The sequence below is a fragment of the Rathayibacter festucae DSM 15932 genome, from assembly GCF_004011135.1.
Taxonomy (GTDB): Bacteria; Actinomycetota; Actinomycetes; order Actinomycetales; family Microbacteriaceae; genus Rathayibacter; species Rathayibacter festucae.
Genome location: NZ_CP028137.1, coordinates 877482 through 895469, shown reverse-complemented (window position 1 = coordinate 895469; position 17988 = coordinate 877482). Strand labels below are relative to the sequence as shown.

Sequence of the window (17988 nt, the reverse complement as noted above, 5' to 3'; positions counted from 1 at the left end):
TCCTAACGATGTCGTGTCGCTCGAGGGAGAGGAGCGATCGGCGTGGGTTCGGGCGGGTGCACGGCGTCTCGAAGCGGTCCCAGTGTAGGCGGGGAGGGCGCCGGATCCCGGGATTGCGGCGCCTCGCGTCGGGCGGCTCAGCGGGCCTGCGGGTGGTGCTTCGCGAGGAGGAAGACCCCCCAGATGGCGACCACTCCCGCCGCGATGAAGAGCGGGATCGCCCACGGCGCCGCGTACTGCGCCTCGCCGAGGACGATGATGCCGATCGCCACGGCGACCAGCGGGTCGACGACGGTCAGGCCGGCGACGACGAGGTCCGGCGGCCCGGAGGCGTAGGCGTTCTGCACGAAGTAGCCGCCCAGCGCGGTGGCGGCCAGGAGCGCCACGATGCAGACGACGGTCAGCGGGTCGAACTCGCCGAACTTGATCCGGTTGAGGACGACCTTCGCGAGGGTGGCGACGAAGCCGTAGACGACGCCGGCGCCGAGGATGTAGAAGATCGCGCGGGCCTTCTTGCGGAAGACGCGGAAGGCGATCACGAAGATCGTCAGCACGACCGCGAGGATCACCAGGATGGTGATCAGCTGCGAGGTCTGGATGGACTTGTCCACTGCATTGAACGCCGCGACGAGGACGAACAGGCCGACACCGCCGACGCAGAGGACGATCGCCCGGATCGAGGACGGGTTCAGCCGCACCTTGCTCACCCGGGCGTTCACGATCGCCGTGATGACGAGCGCGACCGCGCCCAGCGGCTGGACGACGATGAGCGGGGAGAAGCCGAGACTGGTGAGCTGGAAGACGATCGCGAGCGCCAGCATCAGCGTGCCGATCACCCACGACGGTCGCGAGAGCAGCGCGAAGAGCTGCCCGCCGCTGAGTCCGCTCGAGCCGGAGCGCTTCGAGAAGCGCTCGACCTTGACGACTCCGCGGTGCTGGAACTGCGCTCCGAGCGAGAGGAAGACCGCCCCGATCAGCGCGATCGGAATGCCGATGAACTGCGCGGGATCGAGGGTGAACTGATCCGCCAATTCAGTGAGATCAGTGGGCATGGGGACGACCCTACCCAGATTCGATCCGTGCATCCTCCGACGCACGGGGGACCTCGGCTAACCAGCGGATGACGATCAGGACGGCCCCCCGCAGGGCCCGCGATACCCTGATCCCCATGGCCGTCCTCCCCATCCGCATCGCCGGCGACCCCGTCCTGCACTCCCCCGCCGCCCCCGTCACCGAGTTCGACGACGCGCTCCGCACGCTCGTCGCGGACATGTTCGAGACGATGGACACGGCGCCCGGCGTCGGCCTGGCCGGACCGCAGGTCGGCGTGCCGCTGCGGCTCTTCGTCTACGACTACGAGGCCGACGACGGCACTCCCCGCCGCGGCGTCGCGATCAACCCCGAGCTGTTCGTCACCCCGACGCCGCTCGGCGAGGCCGACGAGGACACCGAGTCCGAGGGCTGCCTGTCGTTCCCCGGCGAGCGCTTCCCCCTGCGGCGCTCGGAGCGCGCGATCCTGCGCGCGGTCGACCTCGACGGCACGCCGTTCGAGATCGAGGCGGAGGGCTGGTTCGCCCGCGTCTTCCAGCACGAGTTCGACCACCTCGACGGCGTCCTCTACACGGACCGCCTCGAGCACGAGTACGCCAAGCCCGTCGCGAAGATCACCCGCAAGCGCGGCTGGGGCGTCCCCGGCGTCTCCTGGACCCCGGGCGTCGAGCACCTCGAGGACTGAGCGTCCGAGACACCCCGCCTCCGCTCCGATTCCGGGCCGGCGCTCCCTGGCCTAGGCCAGGTCGACGCCGTGCACGCCGTTGTGGTGGCGCACGGTCGGGAAGGACGCGGTGACGCTGCGCCCGACGCCGGGCGTGCGCTTCTCGACGACGTCGCCGCCGAACAGGCCGGCCCGCTCGCGCAGCTCCGAGAGCGCCGGGCTGTCGATCCGGTCGGTCAGCGCGCGCAGGTCCGCGTCGACAGCGCTCGCGTCGGACTCCGCGCCGGCGTGGCGCTCGCGGTCGTCGTCGACCTCGACGCGCAGGCCGGTGGCGGTCCAGCGGGAGGTGATCCGCAGCTCGGTGCCGGTGCCGCCGGACTCCAGGGCCTCGTCGAAGGCGTACTCGAGGACGCGCATCACGGCGACGTCCGCGCCGTCCTGCAGCGGGAACGGCTCGCCGAACGTCTCCTCCTGCACGACCAGGCCGCGCTCGCGGGCGCTCTCGATCAGGGCGTCCGTCCCGCCGGTCGCGGGGAGCTCGCGCGGATCGACCGCGGCGACCGTCGCGATGCGGCGCAGCTGGGCGAGCGACGCCTCCGCAGCGCTGACGGCCCGCCCAGCGGAGCGCGAGGCGGCGGCGGGATCGCGGTCGATGGTGAGGCGCACGCTCTCGGCCTCCTCCACGACCTTCGACGCGGCGCGGACGGCGAGCTGCTCGAGCTCGCCGACGATACGCAGCCGCGCCTCCTGCTCGCGGACGGACAGCTCGAGGGCGACGGCGCGCGCAGCCTCCTCGGCCCGGCTGTCGAGCGCGCGGCGCTCGGCGGCGGCGGAGCGGCGCCACAGGACGATCGCCCCCGCCGCGACGATCAGGGCGAGGACGAGGACGACTTCGAGCACGACGGCCTCCGGGGCATCAGGGAACGGCGCAGGGGGACGCCGGAGAGCGATGGTACCCGGCAGCGGGCGTCGGAGCCGGAGGCGCGGCGGGGGCTTGCGGTCGGCCAACCCGACTCGAGTGAGCGCTCAGCCCTCGCGACGGCTGCGCGCCACGGTGAACTTCGCGCTGCGCTCGATGATCTTGGTCGGCCCCACGGAGCGGCGCAGCTCGGCCGGGTGCGCGAGGTGCGAGTTGAACACCGTCCACAGCTCGCCGCCGGGGCGGAGGATGCGGCCGGCGGCCGCGATCATCCGGCGCGCGACGAGGTCGGTCACCGCGCCGTCGGAGTGGAACGGCGGGTTGCAGAGCACCACGTCGACCGAGCCGTCGGCGAGCGTGGAGGCGTTGTCGTCGCGGAGCAGTCGGATGCGGTCGCCCAGGCCGTTCGCCTCGGCGGTCAGGCCGGCGGACTCCACGGCCGCGCGGGAGCTGTCGGTGGCGATCACGTCGAGGTCCGGGCGGGCGAGCGCGAGCGACGCGGCGAGCACTCCGGAGCCGCAGCCGAGGTCGACCGCCACTCCCCCGGGCAGCGCGGCCGGGTCGAGCGCGGCGAGCAGCGCCCGCGTGCCGAGGTCGAGCTTGGCGCCGGCGAAGACGCCGGGCAGTGCGACGACGTCGAGCCGGTGCTCGGCCAGGCGGCGGCGCTCCGCTCCGGGGGCGGCGGGCTGCTCCGCCTTCGCCTCGCTCGCGAGCAGCGCCCGCGACTTCTGCCGCGCGAGGCTGACGTCGATCCGGTCGTAGCGGCGGGCCAGGACCTCGTTCATGCCGAGCGACATGTGCTTGATCCGCCCGGCGGCCATGAGCTGCGCGGCGGGATTCGCGAGCGCGACCTCGGCCGCGACGGCGGCCAGCGCGTCGAGCGAGCGCGGGAGGCGCAGCAGCACGATCTCGGCGCCCTCGACCGCCTCGGCGATCGAGTCGGCGATCGTGAAGGGCGCGAGCTCGATGCCGGCGGCGCGGACCGCCTCGGCGTTGGCGGCGAGGGCCCGCTCGGCGACGATCGAGTCCTGGGCGGAGGAGACCGCCACGCCGTCGGCGGCGAGGGCGAGCGTCAGCGCGCCGAAGGCGTCGCCGATGACGGCGACCCGGGAGTGCCCCGCGGCGAGGTCGAGGAGGAGGCGGTCGCTCGCGTCGACCGCGACGAGGTCGGGGGCCTCGACGTCGGGCCGGCGGCGGAGGAGGTCGAGGACGTCGTCGCGCATGGGGGCTCCGGTCGGGGTCGCGGCAGAGAGCACGGCGGACCGGTGAGCACGCAGGGAACGAGGCGCGGAGACCGGGCCCGGAGGACCGACTCGAGGGCACGAAAAAGGGCCCAGGAGTGGAGTCCCAGGCCCTTCGCTCCCCGACTTGGACTCGAACCAAGAACCTACCGGTTAACAGCCGATTGCTCTGCCAATTGAGCTATCGAGGATCATCCGCTCACCCGGAGGCGAACAGCGCGTGACTACTTTAGCAAAGTCTGCGCGAACTCCAAATCCTGGATCAGTAGCCGAGCGCCGGGTCGACGACGCCGAGCAGTTCGCGGCCCGCGGCGAAGGCGGCGACATTGGCACGGACGCGCTCGGCGAGCAGCGGTGTCGTCATCTCCGGGGTGTCCGCGGAGTGCGGGGTGATCAGGCAGCGCGGCTCGCTCCAGAGCGGGTGCCCGTCCGGCAGCGGCTCCGGGTCGGTGACGTCGAGGGCGGCTCCGGCGAGCCGTCCCTCCGCGAGGGCGGTCACGAGAGCGTCGGTGTCGACGAGGCTCCCCCGGGCGACGTTGACCAGCACGGCCTCGGCCGGCAGCCGCCGCAGGAGCGCGGCGTCGACCAGCCGGGCGGTGCCGTCGGTCGCGGCGGCCGCGAGCACGAGGACGTCGGCGTCGGCGACCACGTCGGGCAGCTGCTCCGCGGGGACCGTCCGGTCGGCTCCGGGCACCTCCGCGGCGGTCCGGCGGACCACGGTGACGTGGGCGTCGAAGACGCTCAGCAGCCGCAGGAGCTCGACGGCGATGCCGCCCGCGCCCACGACGACGACCCGCGCGCGGTGCAGGGTCCTGGCGCGCTTCGCTCCCCAGGAATCGGCACGGGCGCGCTCGGGCAGCGAGCGCAGCAGCGCGAGGGTCAGCGCGAGAGCGTGCTCGGCGACCGGCTCGGCGTAGGCGCCCTTCGCACTCGTCCAGCGCAGTCCCTCCCGCTCAGTGCCGCGCAGCACGGGCGCGAACACGTCGACCCCCGCCCACGGCAGCTGCACCCAGCGGATGGCCGGGTGCTCCGCGAGGACCGCGGCGAGCTCGTCGGTGCGGCCGTAGGAGAGCCAGAGCAGCGCCCCCGCGTCCTCGACGCCGACGACGGTCCCGCCGCCGGCCTCGATCGCGTCGGTGAAGATCTGCTTCGGCCGGGGCAGGACGGCGACGCGCGGCGCGCTCATCCGGCCTCCTCCGCGGGCGCCGTGCGCGCGGCGCGGGAGGCGTCGAAGCGCTCGAACTCGGCGAAGGCGGCACCGAGCTCGCGGACGTACGGGTGCCGGGAGTCGTTCAGCACCTCGAGCAGCGGTCCGTAGGCGACCACTTCGCCCTCGACCAGCACGGCGATCCGGTCGGTGGCCCGGCTGAGCACGTCGATGTCGTGGCTCACGACGACCGCGGCGAAGCCCTCCTGCCGGCGCAGATCCGTCAGCAGGTCCACGATCGACTCGCGGACGGTCGCGTCGATGCCGGAGGTCGGCTCGTCGGCGATCAGCACCTTCGGGCCGAGCACGAGCGCGCGGGCGATCGCGACGCGCTGACGCTGACCGCTGGAGAGCTCGTAGGGGAAGCGGTCGAGCAGGAACAGCGGCAGGTGCACGGAGTCGAGCAGCGTCGCCACCCGGACGGCCGCGCTCTTCGGGTCGTAGTGCCGGTCGCGGAGGAAGATCGGCTCGGCGATCAGCTCGGAGACGGTCAGCTCCGGGCGCAGCACCGCTCCGGCGTCCTGCGCGAGGTGCGCGACGTCGAAGGTGAAGCGCTTGATCTCGCGGGCTGGCATCCCGCGGAGGCGGTGGCCGGAGACGGTGGCCTCGCCGCCGATGATCACCGGCCGAGTGCGCGCGCCGGCGCCGGCCGGGCCGTCGAGACCCTCGCCGCCGAGGACGCGCGCCAGCGTCGACTTGCCGGAGCCGCTGCCGCCGAGGATGCCGAGCACCTCACCCGGCTCGACGCGCAGGCTGACCCCGCGCAGCGCGGTCCAGCGCCCGCTGATGCCGCGCGGCGGGTACTCGACGCTCAGGTCGTCGACGACGATGGGCGCCGAGGCGGCGGCGGCTCGGCTCACGCCTTCCGCTCCGCCTCGACGATGCTGCGCAGGAGCTCGCGGCGCTCGGCCTGCTCCCCCGGGTCCGGCACCGGCAGCGAGGCCAGCAGCCGCTGCGTGTACGGGTGCTTCGGCGCGGACAGCACCTCCTCGCCCGTGCCCTCCTCGACCAGCTCGCCGCGGTAGAGCACCGCGATCCGGTCGGCGAGCAGGTCGACGACGGCGAGGTCGTGGCTGATGAAGAGCGAGGCGAAGCCGAACTCGCGCTGCAGCTCCGCGAACAGCTCGAGCACGCGCGCCTGCACCGAGACATCGAGCGCCGAGGTCGGCTCGTCGGCGATCAGCAGCTTCGGCTCGAGGGCGAGCGAGCGCGCGAGGCTCGCGCGCTGGCGCTGGCCGCCGGAGAGCTCGTGCGGGTAGCGGTCGCCGTAGGAGCGCGGCAGCTGCACCGCCTCGAGCAGCTCGTCGACCCGCTTCCGGGCGGCACCGGCGTCGCGGGCGCGCCCGTGCACGATCAGCGGCTCGGCGACGCACTCGGCGATCGTCAGCAGCGGATTGAAGCTCGACGCCGGGTCCTGGAAGACGAAGCCGATGTCGCCGCGGACGGGACGGAAGGCGCGCTCGCGGATGCCGCGCATCTCCTTGCCGAGCACGCGCAGCGAGCCGCCGGTGACGGTGGTCAGTCCGGCGATCGCCCGGCCGATGGTCGTCTTGCCCGAGCCGCTCTCGCCGACCAGGCCGAGCACCTCCCCCGCGCGGATGCGGAAGGAGACGCCGTCGACGGCCACGAAGCCGGGGCGGCCGAGGCGGCCCGGGTACTGGATCCGCAGATCCTCGGCGAGCACGAGCGTCTCGGCCTCCGGGGCGCCGGCGCGCTCGATGGCGCGCTCCTTCGCCCGGGCGACGCCCTGGCCCACGTGCGGGACGGCGGCGAGCAGCTTGCGGGTGTACTCGGCCTTCGGAGCGGCGAACAGCTCGGCGACCGGCGCCTCCTCGACCAGCTCGCCCTGGTACATCACGGCGACGCGATCGGCGAGGTCGGCGACGACGCCCATGTTGTGGGTGATCAGGACGATCGAGGTGCCGAAGTCGTCGCGGCAGCGGCGGAGCAGGTCGAGGATCTCCGCCTGCACCGTCACGTCGAGGGCCGTGGTCGGCTCGTCGGCGACGATCAGCCCCGGGTCGAGCACGAGCGCCATCGCGATGACGACGCGCTGCTTCTGGCCGCCGGAGAACTGGTGCGGGTAGTAGTCGACCCGCTTCTCCGGCTCGGGGATGCCGACCGTGCGCAGGACGTCGATGGCGCGCTTCCGCGCGTCCTTGCGCGAGACGGAGGCGTGCGCGCGCAGCCCCTCCGCGATCTGCCAACCGACGGTGAAGACGGGGTTGAGGGCGGTGCCGGGCTCCTGGAAGACCATGGCGACGTCGGTGCCGCGGAGCTCGCGCAGGCGCCCCTTCGGGACGGACACGACGTCGGTCGACGAGCTGCCGTCCTTCTTCGAGAGCAGGATGACGCCGGAGGCCGTCGCCGTCTCGGGCAGGAGCCCGAGGATCGACTTGGCCGTGACGGTCTTGCCGCTGCCGGACTCGCCGACGATGGCGAGCACCTCGCCGCGCTCGACGCGGAGGCTGACGCCGGCCACCGCGCGGACCGCACCGCGATCGCTCGCGAAGGCGACCTCGAGGTCCTGGATGTCGACGATCGGGCGCGAGCCCGCGTCGGCGGGACGGCTGTCGGCGGGACGCTGGACGCTCATCGGGTCTTCTCCACTCCGGCGACGGGATCGTGTCCCGGCGTCTCCAGGCCGTCCGCGGGGAGCGCGCCGCCCGGGACGACGGACGTCGCGGCGACGTCGCCGGAACCGGCGGCCACCGCCCGCCGGCCGCGCAGGCGCGGGTCGGCGAGGTCGTTGAGGCTCTCGCCGACCAGCGTGATGCCGAGCACGACGAGGACGATGGCCAGGCCCGGGAAGACCGAGGTCCACCAGATGCCGCTGGTCACGTCGGACAGCGCCTTGTTGAGGTCGTAGCCCCACTCGGCGGCCGAGGTCGGCTCGATGCCGAAGCCGAGGAAGCCCAGGCCCGCGAGGGTGAGGATCGCCTCGGACGAGTTCAGCGTGAAGATCAGCGGCAGCGTGCGCGTGGCGTTGCGCAGCACATGCTTGAACATGATCCGCGGTGTCGAGGCGCCGATGACCTTCGCCGACTCGACGAAGGCGTCGCCCTTGATCCGCACCGTCTCGGCCCGGATCACGCGGAAGTACTGCGGGATGTAGACGACCGTGATCGAGACCGCGGCGGCGAAGATGCCCGACCACAGGTTCGACTGGCCGCCGGAGATCACGATCGACATCACGATCGCGAGCAGCAGGGTCGGGAAGGCGTAGATCGCGTCGCAGATCACGACGAGCACGCGGTCGAGCCAGCCGCCGAGGTAGCCGGAGACGAGACCGAGGAAGACGCCGAGGAAGATCGACAGCACGACGGCCACGACGATGACGAGGAACGCCGTCTGCGCGCCCCAGATCACGCGCGAGAGCACGTCGTAGCCGCCGACGGTGGTGCCGAGCAGGTGCTCGGCACTCGGCGGCTGCTGCGCGCCGAACGACTCGGTGCCGGTGCGCAGCTGCGAGTAGCCGTAGGGGGCGATCAGCGGCGCGAGGGCCGCGACGAGGAGGAACGCGCCGGTGATCACGAGACCGGTGACGAGCATCCCGCGCTGCAGGCCCACGCTCTGCCGGAGCTGGTGGACGACCGGCAGCCGGTCGACGAGGCGGCGGCGCGGGCGCGCCGGAGTGGTGGTGCTCATGGGTCAGTACCTCACTCGCGGGTCGATGAGCGCCGCGATGACGTCGACGATGAAGTTGGTCAGCGCCACGATCACGGCCAGCAGGGCGACGATGCCCTGCACGGCGACGAAGTCGCGCGCCTGGAGGTACTCGGCCAGCTGGAAGCCGAGGCCCTTCCACTCGAAGGTCGTCTCGGTGAGCACCGCGCCGCCCAGCAGCAGGGCGATCTGCAGGCCGATGACGGTGATGATCGGGATGAGCGCCGGACGGTAGGCGTGCGTGCGGACCAGGCGGAACTCGCTCACTCCGCGCGAGCGGGCGGCGTCGACGTAGTCGGTGCCGAGGGTCCCGATCACGTTGGTGCGCACGAGGCGGAGGAAGATGCCGGCGGTCAGCAGGCCGAGCGCGATCGCCGGGAGCACCGCGTGCGAGAGCACGTCGGCCACGGCGGCGGGGTCGCCGGTCTGGATCGCGTCGATCAGGTAGATGCCGGTCTTGTTCTCGAGGAACTGCAGCGAGAGCTCGGTGTTCGTGGTCGCGCGACCGGCGACCGGGAACCACTTGAGCCAGACCGAGAAGACGAGCTTGAGCAGCAGCCCCGCGAAGAAGACGGGGGTCGCGTAGCAGAGGATCGCGAAGATGCGCAGGACCGCGTCGGGCGTGCGGTCGCGGTGGTAGGCGGCGAGCATCCCGAGCGGGATGCCGACCAGGAACGCCACGATCAGGGCGTAGAAGGCGAGCTCGACGGTCGCGGCGCCGTAGGTGACCAGCACCTCGGTGACCGGGCGGTTGTCGCTCAGGGTGGTGCCGAAGTCGCCGCGCAGCAGGTTGCCGAGGTACTCGAGGTACTGCACGATCAGCGGGCGGTCGTAGCCGGCGGCGGCCACGCGCTCGGCCAGCTGGTCGGCGGTGAGCCGACCGCCCAGCGCCGCGGTGATCGGGTCGCCCGTCGAGCGCATGAGCAGGAACACCATCGTCACGAGGATGAAGACGGTCGGGATGATGAGCAGGAAGCGGACGAGCAGATAGCGCCCGAGTCCTCCTCCGGAGCCGCGCGGTCGCCGGGTGGGCGCCGTCGCCGCAGCCGTCGTGGCTGTCGTCACGTGATGCCTTTCGTGGAGAACGGCCGGCGCCTCCCGGGTGGGGAGGCGCCGGCCGGAGGGGTGGATCAGCCCTTGCTGAGCGCCGCGTAGCGGAACTTGAACGAGGCGTCGAGGGTGTCCTCGGCTCCGCTCACGGTGCTGCCGACGATCGCGACCTGCGAGCCCTGGAGGTAGGGCAGGGTCGACAGCTGCGCCGCGACCTTGTCCTGGATCTCCTCGATCAGCGCGGTGCGCGCATCGGCGTCGGTGGTGGAGACCTGCTCGGCGATCAGGCTCTGCACGTCGGCGTCGTCGAAGTGGTTCGCGAGGAAGTTCTCCTTGATGAAGAACGGCGACAGGTAGTTGTCGGCGTCGGAGTAGTCCGGGAACCAGCCGAGCTGGTACGCCGGGTAGACGTCGCTCGAGCGGTCCTTGGAGTACTGGACCCACTCGGTCGTCTGCAGGTTCACGGTGAACAGGCCGGTCGACTCGAGCTGGTCCTTGATCAGCGCGTACTCGTCGCCCGAGGACGGACCGTAGTGGTCGTTCGAGTACTGCAGGTTGAGGGTGACCGGGGTGGTGACGCCCGCGGCCTGGAGCGTGGCCGCCGCCTTGTCGGCGTCGACACCGCCCTGGCCGTCGCCGTAGAGGCCCTTGAGGGACTCGGTCGCGCCGGTGAGGCCCTGGGGGACGTAGGAGTACAGCGGGGTGTAGGTGCCCTTGTAGACCTGGTCGGCGATCTCCTGGCGGTCGATCAGATCGGCCGCGGCCTGGCGGACGGCGAGCGCCTTGGCCGCGTCGGCCTCGGCGGTCGTCGCGCCGAACGGCTGCGTGTCGAAGTTGAAGACGATGTAGCGGATCTCGCCGCCGGGACCGTCGACGACCTTGACCGCGTCGTTCCCGCGGAGGTCCTCGACGTCGGTCGCGGAGAGGCTCCGGTACGCGACGTCGATGTTGCCCTCCTGGATGTCCAGCTTGAGGTTCGAGCTGTCCGCGTAGTACTTGACGTTGACGGTGCCCGTCTTCGCCGCGCCGAGCACGCCCTGGTAGTCGTCGTAGGCCTTGTACTGGATGAGGTTGTTCACGTCGTAGTTCGCGATCGTGTACTGCCCGGCGAAGGCGTCGCCCGAGACGATGTCCGCGTCGGCGGTCAGCTCGTCGGCCGAGAAGACCTCCTCGTCCACGATCGGGCCCGCGGGGCTCGAGAGGATCTGCGGGAAGGTCTGGTCGTTCTCCGACTTCAGCGTGAAGACGACGGTGGTGTCGTCCGGCGCCGCGACGCTGTCGAGGTTAGCGAGGAGCGACGACGGGCCGTTCTCGGCCGCGATCGCTACCTGGCGGTCGAAGGAGAACTTGACGTCCGAGGAGGTCAGGTCGTGGCCGTTGGCCCACTTCAGGCCGTCCTTGAGCGTGACCGTGTACTCGGTCGGCGCCGTGAACTCGGCCGACTCGGCGATGTCGGGCTCGACGTCCGGGCTGCCGTAGGGGGTGTTCATCAGGAACGGGAACACCTGGTTCATCACGGCGAAGGAGCCGTTGTCGTACGAACCAGCGGGGTCGAGCGTGGTGATCTTGTCGGTGGTGCCGATGGTGAGCGTGCCGCCGGCCGCGCCGCCGGTCGAGTCCCCGCCGCCGGCGGAGCAGCCCGCCAGCACGAGCGCGACCGCGGCGAAGCCTGCTGCCGTGCCGAGTGCCCGCGAACCGCGAGTGAATCCGGATGTCATCTCCGTCTGCCTCTTCCTGTCAGAAATCGGATGCGGACCTCGGCGTGGAACGCGGTCCCGCGGCGCAGAGTCCGTCGCGCACGGGGTCCGTGCGGAGCGGTGTCGATCCGGCGCACTGTCCTTCAGGCGCACGGTGTTCTCTGGGCGCACGGGGGCCACGACGCTGAGCGCCCGCATTGCTGTTCCTCAGTGGTAACACATGCGGAAGCGCTCTCCGAACCGGCGCGGGCCGTCGAGCGCTTTCTTCACACGACTGCAACACGTCCCTCATCGAGGGCACGGGGCGCCCGCGGCGCCCTCATTCGGTGCGCAGGGCCCGCTTCTCGCGCTCCAGCTCGACCAGGCGGACCTGCACGGCGCGGGAGAGCACGGGGTCGGTCGAGGCGCGCTGCAGGGCGCCGCGCAGCTCGGCGATCTCCCGCAGGAGGTCGCGCTCGATCAGTGAGATCGCGACGTCCTTCGAGTAGCGGGCGAGCCCGGCCTCGTCGGCGGCCGGGATGGGCGCCACGGCGAGCTGGTGCACGAGCGAGGCGAACGGCCCGGGCACGTCGGCCGCCACGTGCTCGACCCAGTCGCGGTCCTGCGCGCGCTCGAGGTTGGCGACGACGGCGTCGCGGACGACGCGGAGGGTCTCGTTCGTGACGGCGGCGTGCGCGGCCCGGGCGAGCAGCGACTCCCCCATCACCTGGGGCAGCTGGAGCATGGCCATCAGCGCCTCGCGCTCGATCCGCGTGACGACGTCGACGGGGAGGTCGGCGATGCGCGCGCCGGCGGGCGCCTCGGGGGCGTCCTCCTGCGGGCGCTCGTCCCGGCCGCCCGGGGCGTTGCGCGCGCGCGAGCCGGCGGAGCGGACGGCGGAGTTGACCTCGGACATGTCCAGGCCGAGCATCCGGGCCAGCTCGCGGGAGTAGCCGGGGCGCAGCGCCGGGTCGCGGATCTCGGCGACGACCGGGGCGGCGGCGCGGAGGGCGGCGATCCGGCCCTCGACCGTGTCGAGGTCGTAGCGGGACAGCAGCTGCCGGATGACGAACTCGAACATCGGCTTCTTGTCGTCGATGAGCCGGCGGACGGCGTCGTCGCCGCGGTTGAGGCGCAGGTCGCACGGGTCGAGGCCCTCGGGCGCGACGGCGACGAAGGTCTGCGCGGCGAAGCGGTGCTCCTCCTGGAAGGCGCGCATCGCGGCCTTCTGGCCGGCGGCGTCCGGGTCGAAGGTGAAGACGACCTCGCCGACGCCGCTGTCGTCGCCGAGCACGCGGCGCAGGACCTTGATGTGGTCGACGCCGAAGGAGGTGCCGCAGGTGGCGACCGCGGTCGTGACGCCGGCGAGGTGGCAGGCCATCACGTCGGTGTAGCCCTCGACGACGACGACCCGGTGGCCGCGGGAGATGTCGCGCTTGGCCAGGTCGAGCCCGTAGAGGACCTGCGACTTGTGGTAGACGGGCGACTCGGGGGTGTTCAGGTACTTCGGACCCTTGTCCTCCTCGAGCAGGCGGCGGGCGCCGAAGCCGACGGTCTGGCCGGTGACGTCGCGGATCGGCCAGACGAGGCGGCCGCGGAAGCGGTCGTAGACGCCGCCGCGGTTGCTGCTGCTGACGAGGCCCGCCGTGGTGAGCTCCTCCTCGGAGAAGCCGCGGCGCTTGAGTGCGGTGGTCAGGCCGTCCCAGCCGTCGGGGGCGAAGCCGACGCCGAAGCGGTCGGCGGCGGCGCGGTCGAAGCCGCGCTCGCCGAGGAAGCGGCGGCCGACGTCGGCGCCGGGGGTCGCGAGCTGCTCGCGGAAGAACTCCTCGGCGGCGTTGTTCGCGGCGATGAGCCGGGCGCGTCCGCCGGTCTCGGGGGCCTGGCCGCCGCCCTCCTCGTACTGCAGCGGGAAGCCGATGCGGCCGGCGAGCCGCTCGACCGTCTCGCTGAACGAGGTGTGGTCCATCTTCATGACGAAGCTGTAGACGTCGCCCGACTCCTGGCAGCCGAAGCAGTGGTAGAAGCCGGCCTGGGGGCGCACGTGGAAGCTCGGGCTGCGCTCGTCGTGGAACGGGCAGAGCCCCTTCAGCGAGCCGACGCCCGCCGACTTCAGGGTGACGTACTCGCCGACCACGTCCGCGATGTTGACCCTGGCCTTGACCTCCTCGACATCCGTCTGTCGAATCCGAGGCATGCCCCCCATCGTAACCGCCGCCACCCGCCCCCCGGCCGAGTGCGCCGTTTCCGCCCCTCCCCTGCCGGCCGAGCAGCCGCGGAACCAGCAGGAAGGAGCGCCGACCGGCGCACCCGCCTCCTGCGCACATGCTGGTCGAGCAGCCGCGGAACGCGGCGTATCGAGACCCACCGTAATCAGCAGGACGGGTCTGCAGACTCGTCCTGCTGACGCTGGTGGATCTCGATACGCCCGCTCCGCGCCCTACTCGGCCAGCAGGGCTTCCCACCCCGCCGGACACGTCGGTCTCGATACGGCCGCTCCGCGCCCTACCCGACCAGCATGGCAATCAGCCTTCCGGCGGGCACGCCGCAGGGTGCAGCCGAACGCGTGATTCGCGTGCCAGCGAATCGCGCTAGGCGTCCGCGCCCCGCTCTGCGGAACGCACCACCCCGAGGAGCCGACCGCGCGGACGCCGGGCAGGGACCGGCGTCCGACGTGAGCGGGGCTGCGCCCCGCTCACGTCAGGAGCACAGCCTCTCGAACCAGCTCAGGGCGCTCTGGTCGGTGAGGTTGGCGACCTGGTCGACGACGACCCTGCGGCGGGCGTCGTCGGTGCCGGCGGCGTTCCAGTCCTCGGCGAAGCCGGCGTCGAGGGCGCCGGCGCCGCGTTCGAGGAGGGTGTCGGCGAGGCGGGTGAGGACCTCGCGCTGCTGGGCGTAGATGGGCTGGCGGGTGTTCCGCGACATCACGAAGGTGGCGACGATGCCCTTGAGCACGGCGATCTCGGCCTGCTGCTCGCGGGGCACGACGACGTGGCCGCCGAAGCGGACGAGGTCGGGGTGGGAGTAGGCCTCGCGGGTGGCCTCGGTGGCGGAGGCGGCGAAGCGGCCGATGAGCTGGCTGGTGAGGTTCTTCAGCCGGGCCTGGTCTCGGCGGGAGCCGTCCCAGGAGTCGACCCAGACGTCGAGGGAGTCGAGGCGGTCGAAGGCGGCGACGAGCTCGTCGTGGCCGATCTCGCCGCCGACCCAGGAGTGCATCGACTCGACGAGGTCGTCGTGGTCCACGCGGGAGCCGAGCGCGGCGACGTCGATGTAGCCGGAGAAGACGGCGTCCTCGAAGTCGTGCACCGAGTAGGCGATGTCGTCGGAGAGGTCCATCACCTCGGCCTCGATGCAGCGGACTCCCTCGGGGGCGCCCTCGCGCATCCAGGTGAAGGCCGGCTCGTCGTCGGCGTAGAAGCCGTACTTGGCGCGGCCGGACGGGTCGGCGACGGAGCGGGTGTCGGGCCACGGGTACTTGCAGCTGGCGTCGAGGCTCGAGCGGGTGAGGTTCAGGCCGTAGGGGCGGTCGTCCTCGCCGAACACCTTCGCCTCGAGCCGGGTCAGCAACCGGAAGGTCTGCGCGTTGCCCTCGAAGCCGCCGATCGACTCGGCCCAGGTGTTGAGGGCACGCTCGCCGTTGTGGCCGAAGGGCGGGTGGCCGATGTCGTGAGCGAGGCAGGCGGTGTCGACGACGTCGGGGTCGAGGTCGAGGCTCGTGGCGAGCTCGCGGCCGATCTGGGCGACCTCGAGCGAGTGGGTCAGCCGGTTGCGGGCGAAGTCGACGCCGGCGGTCGGGCTGAGCACCTGCGTCTTCGCCGCGAGGCGGCGGAGCGAGCTGGAGTGGAAGAGCCGGGCACGATCGCGGGCGAAGTCGGAGCGGCGGGTGCTGTGGTCCTCCGGCAGGAACCGCTCGACGTCGACGAGCGAGTACCCCCAGAGCGCGCGGTCATCCACCGCTGTGGTGGATCTCGGCGGCCGAGACGGCGTCGCGCTGGTCGGCGTTCAGCTCGCGGGACTCGAGCCAGCGGTCGGGCAGCGACGGCGTCTTCGGCGAGCCGGCGCGGCCGCGCTGGCCCTCGGCCGCCTCGCCCGGGTAGGGCACGTCCGGGTCGAGGGTGGCGAGCAGCTCGTCGAGCTCGGCGAGGGTGACCACGGAGGCCATCTTCGCGCGCAGGTCGCCGCCGACGGGGTAGCCCTTGAAGTACCAGGCGACGTGCTTGCGGATGTCGCGGCAGCCGCGCTCCTCGCTCTCGAAGAACTCGCAGATCAGCTGGGCGTGCCGGCGGAAGGCCGTGGCGACCTGGCCGAGGGTCGGTGTGAAGCGCTCGTCCGAGCCCGCGAAGGCGGCGGCGAGGTCGCCGAAGAGCCAGGGGCGGCCGAGGCAGCCGCGCCCGACGACGACGCCGTCGCAGCCGGTCTCGCTCATCATCCGCAGCGCGTCCTCGGCCGACCAGATGTCGCCGTTGCCGAGCACCGGGACGCTCGAGATCGCCTGCTTGAGGGTCGTGATCGCCGACCAGTCGGCCTGGCCGCTGTAGAACTCGGAGGCGGTGCGGGCGTGCAGCGCGATCGACGCGACTCCCGCGCCCTCCGCGGCCCGGCCGGCCTCGAGGTAGGTGAGGTGGTCGGAGTCGATGCCCTTGCGCATCTTGACCGTCAGCGGGACGTCGCCCGCGGCCCGCACCGCGCCCTCGACGATCTGACGGAACAGCGGGAGCTTCCACGGCAGGGCCGCTCCCCCGCCCTTGCGGGTGACCTTGGCGACGGGGCAGCCGAAGTTGAGGTCGATGTGGTCGGCGCGGTCCTCGGCGACGAGCATGGTGACGGCCTCGGCGACCGTCTTCGGGTCGACCCCGTAGAGCTGGATCGAGCGGACCTTCTCGCTGGGGTGGTGGCGGATGAGGCGCATCGACTCCGGGGTGCGCTCGACGAGCGCGCGGGAGGTGATCATCTCGCTGACGTAGAGCCCGTTGCCGAACTCGCGGCAGAGCCGGCGGAACGCGGTGTTGGTGATCCCGGCCATGGGCGCGAGGACGACGGGGGCGTCGAGTTCGAGGGGGCCGATCCGGAGCGCCGGCGCGGTGCGCGCGGGCGGTGCGGCCATGAGAGTGGAGGACATCGGTATCGATTCTCCCAGATCCTGTGTTGGGGAAGGCGAACGAGCGGAGAGGTGGGGACGGATGGACGGGAACGGCACTGTGGAGGACGACACCGTGGAGGACGGATCAGTGGAGGACGGCACCGTGGAGGACGGCCCGGCGCGGTTCGAGGCGGATGCGCGCGAGCGCGGACTCGACGTCGAGATCGTCGACCGCCCGGAGGCCGGCAGCCTGGCCGAGGCGGCCGAGCTGCTGGGCATCGAGCCGGGCTCGATCGTGAAGTCGCTGGTGGTGAAGCGCCACGACGGCGGCTTCCTCTTCGCGCTGGTGCCCGGCGGCCGGCAGATCTCCTGGCCGCTGCTGCGCGCGGTGGTCGGCGTGAACAAGCTCCGCCTGCCCGACGAGTCGGTGGCGCTGGAGGCGACGGGCTACCGCCGCGGCACGATCACGCCGATCGGCTCGACGACCGCCTGGCCCGTCGTCGCGGACGAGCGGATCGTCGGCCGCAGGATCGCGATGGGCGCCGGCACGAGCGGCCGGAGCGCCTTCGTCGACGCGGACGCGCTGATCGCCGCCTACGGCGCGACGGTCGCCGACATCACGATCGAGGAGCCTGCTCGCTGACAGCGGGAGCCGCGGACGCCGGGACCGCGCAGACACCGTCCTCGCAGACGGGCACGTCCGTCGCGCCGAGCATCTCGAACGGCCCGCTCGGCACTCGGTCACTCATGCGACGACCGCCCGCTGCGACAGCACGTGCTCGAGCACCTCGGTGAACGCCGTCGGCTCCTGCGCGCCGGAGACCCCGAAGCGGCCGTCGAGCACGAAGAACGGCACCCCGTTGATCCCGTACTCGCGCGCCTGCGCGATGTCGGACTGCACGTCGGCGAGGTGCCGCTGCTCGTCCAGAGCGCGCCGAGCCTCGTCGGCGTCGAGCCCGACCTCCGCGGAGAGGGCGGCCAGGACGTCGGTGTCCGCGAGGTCGCGCCCCTCGACGAAGTAGGCGCGGAGCAGCCGCTCCTTCAGCTCGAGCTGGAGCCCGTTCGCCTTCGCGTGGTGCAGCGCCTGGTGCGCCCGGACGGTCTTCACGTGCACGACCGACTCGAAGTGGTAGTCGAGGTCGACCCCCGCCGCGATCGCGGTGACGGAGTCGAGCATCTGCTGCGCCTGCTCCAGCGGGACGCCCTTGTGCTGGGCGAGGAACTCGGCCGTGCCGCCGCGGTAGTCCTCCGGCGTCTCCGGCGACAACTCGAAGCTGCGGTACTCGACCGCGACCTCCGGCGCGTCGGGGTGGGCGGCGCAGAACGCCGCCAGCCCGCGCTCGAACTTGCGCTTGCCGATGTAGCACCAGGGGCACGCGATGTCGGACCAGATGTCGACGGTGATGGGGGTCTGCGCTTCGCTCACTCCGAGGACAAC

The 17988-nt window shown here is 72.3% G+C and carries 15 protein-coding genes and 1 tRNA gene; 2 read left to right on the top strand and 14 right to left on the bottom strand.

Annotated elements, in window-relative coordinates; genetic code table 11:
• Window positions 1-137 precede the first annotated feature (137 nt).
• Window positions 138-1052 carry a DMT family transporter gene (locus C1I64_RS04165; protein WP_123703142.1) on the bottom strand — a complete coding sequence of 305 codons (915 nt, stop codon included), beginning with the start codon at window positions 1050-1052 and terminating at the stop codon, window positions 138-140.
• A gap of 116 nt (window positions 1053-1168) precedes the next feature.
• On the opposite strand from C1I64_RS04165, the gene def reads away from it, so the two are divergent.
• Window positions 1169-1735 (top strand): peptide deformylase, encoded by a 567-nt coding sequence (gene def, locus C1I64_RS04160; RefSeq protein ID WP_127886296.1) that lies wholly within the window; start codon window positions 1169-1171, stop codon window positions 1733-1735.
• A gap of 51 nt (window positions 1736-1786) precedes the next feature.
• Here def and C1I64_RS04155 read toward each other — a convergent pair whose 3' ends face one another.
• From C1I64_RS04155 to dusB, 12 genes are all read right to left on the bottom strand, one after another.
• Complete coding sequence (locus tag C1I64_RS04155; RefSeq protein WP_123445645.1) at window positions 1787-2614, bottom strand: sensor histidine kinase; 828 nt, start codon at window positions 2612-2614, stop codon at window positions 1787-1789.
• A 126-nt stretch (window positions 2615-2740) separates the two neighbouring features.
• Window positions 2741-3856, bottom strand: coding sequence for a class I SAM-dependent methyltransferase (locus C1I64_RS04150; RefSeq protein ID WP_127886295.1), 1116 nt, complete (start codon window positions 3854-3856; stop codon window positions 2741-2743).
• Window positions 3857-3992: 136 nt separating this feature from the next.
• A tRNA-Asn gene (locus C1I64_RS04145) sits at window positions 3993-4065 on the bottom strand.
• Window positions 4066-4136: 71 nt separating this feature from the next.
• Window positions 4137-5060: a D-isomer specific 2-hydroxyacid dehydrogenase family protein gene (locus C1I64_RS04140; protein ID WP_127886294.1), complete on the bottom strand. Its 924-nt coding sequence runs from the start codon at window positions 5058-5060 to the stop codon at window positions 4137-4139.
• Window positions 5057-5941, bottom strand: a complete 885-nt coding sequence (locus C1I64_RS04135; protein ID WP_243646352.1) for an ATP-binding cassette domain-containing protein — start codon at window positions 5939-5941, stop codon at window positions 5057-5059. The genes C1I64_RS04140 and C1I64_RS04135 overlap by 4 nt, the downstream gene beginning before the upstream one ends.
• The gene (locus tag C1I64_RS04130; protein ID WP_127886293.1) at window positions 5938-7677 is read right to left on the bottom strand and encodes an ABC transporter ATP-binding protein; all 1740 of its coding nucleotides are present in this window, start codon (window positions 7675-7677) and stop codon (window positions 5938-5940) included. The genes C1I64_RS04135 and C1I64_RS04130 overlap by 4 nt, the downstream gene beginning before the upstream one ends.
• Window positions 7674-8729 carry an ABC transporter permease gene (locus C1I64_RS04125; protein ID WP_123732121.1) on the bottom strand — a complete coding sequence of 352 codons (1056 nt, stop codon included), beginning with the start codon at window positions 8727-8729 and terminating at the stop codon, window positions 7674-7676. Before C1I64_RS04125 ends, C1I64_RS04130 begins: the two co-directional genes overlap by 4 nt.
• 3 nt (window positions 8730-8732) lie before the next feature.
• Window positions 8733-9812, bottom strand: coding sequence for an ABC transporter permease (locus C1I64_RS04120; protein WP_123735467.1), 1080 nt, complete (start codon window positions 9810-9812; stop codon window positions 8733-8735).
• A 65-nt stretch (window positions 9813-9877) separates the two neighbouring features.
• Window positions 9878-11515, bottom strand: a complete 1638-nt coding sequence (locus C1I64_RS04115) for an ABC transporter substrate-binding protein (RefSeq protein ID WP_127886292.1) — start codon at window positions 11513-11515, stop codon at window positions 9878-9880.
• A 298-nt stretch (window positions 11516-11813) separates the two neighbouring features.
• Window positions 11814-13667: a DNA primase gene (dnaG, locus tag C1I64_RS04110; RefSeq protein WP_123735465.1), complete on the bottom strand. Its 1854-nt coding sequence runs from the start codon at window positions 13665-13667 to the stop codon at window positions 11814-11816.
• A 503-nt stretch (window positions 13668-14170) separates the two neighbouring features.
• The gene (locus tag C1I64_RS04105; RefSeq protein ID WP_127886291.1) at window positions 14171-15424 is read right to left on the bottom strand and encodes a deoxyguanosinetriphosphate triphosphohydrolase; all 1254 of its coding nucleotides are present in this window, start codon (window positions 15422-15424) and stop codon (window positions 14171-14173) included.
• A complete protein-coding gene (gene dusB / locus C1I64_RS04100; RefSeq protein WP_185020371.1) occupies window positions 15417-16589 on the bottom strand; it encodes a tRNA dihydrouridine synthase DusB in 1173 nt (390 codons plus the stop codon). The genes C1I64_RS04105 and dusB overlap by 8 nt, the downstream gene beginning before the upstream one ends.
• A gap of 61 nt (window positions 16590-16650) precedes the next feature.
• Here dusB and C1I64_RS04095 point away from each other — a divergent pair, with 61 nt between their 5' ends.
• Window positions 16651-17193, top strand: a complete 543-nt coding sequence (locus C1I64_RS04095; RefSeq protein WP_127886290.1) for an aminoacyl-tRNA deacylase — start codon at window positions 16651-16653, stop codon at window positions 17191-17193.
• Window positions 17194-17295: 102 nt separating this feature from the next.
• On the opposite strand, the gene C1I64_RS04090 is transcribed toward C1I64_RS04095, so the two are convergent.
• Window positions 17296-17976, bottom strand: coding sequence for a DsbA family oxidoreductase (locus tag C1I64_RS04090; protein WP_127886289.1), 681 nt, complete (start codon window positions 17974-17976; stop codon window positions 17296-17298).
• Window positions 17977-17988: the final 12 nt, after the last annotated feature.

Excerpts from the sequence above, each read along its gene's own strand:
- C1I64_RS04165 (WP_123703142.1), bottom strand. The coding sequence starts at position 1,052 with ATGCCCACTGATCTCACTGAATTGGCGGATCAGTTCACCCTCGATCCC.
- def (WP_127886296.1), top strand. The coding sequence starts at position 1,169 with ATGGCCGTCCTCCCCATCCGCATCGCCGGCGACCCCGTCCTGCACTCC.
- C1I64_RS04150 (WP_127886295.1), bottom strand. The coding sequence starts at position 3,856 with ATGCGCGACGACGTCCTCGACCTCCTCCGCCGCCGGCCCGACGTCGAG.
- C1I64_RS04140 (WP_127886294.1), bottom strand. The coding sequence starts at position 5,060 with ATGAGCGCGCCGCGCGTCGCCGTCCTGCCCCGGCCGAAGCAGATCTTC.
- C1I64_RS04130 (WP_127886293.1), bottom strand. The coding sequence starts at position 7,677 with ATGAGCGTCCAGCGTCCCGCCGACAGCCGTCCCGCCGACGCGGGCTCG.
- C1I64_RS04125 (WP_123732121.1), bottom strand. The coding sequence starts at position 8,729 with ATGAGCACCACCACTCCGGCGCGCCCGCGCCGCCGCCTCGTCGACCGG.
- C1I64_RS04115 (WP_127886292.1), bottom strand. The coding sequence starts at position 11,515 with ATGACATCCGGATTCACTCGCGGTTCGCGGGCACTCGGCACGGCAGCA.
- dnaG (WP_123735465.1), bottom strand. The coding sequence starts at position 13,667 with ATGCCTCGGATTCGACAGACGGATGTCGAGGAGGTCAAGGCCAGGGTC.
- dusB (WP_185020371.1), bottom strand. The coding sequence starts at position 16,589 with ATGTCCTCCACTCTCATGGCCGCACCGCCCGCGCGCACCGCGCCGGCG.
- C1I64_RS04095 (WP_127886290.1), top strand. The coding sequence starts at position 16,651 with ATGGACGGGAACGGCACTGTGGAGGACGACACCGTGGAGGACGGATCA.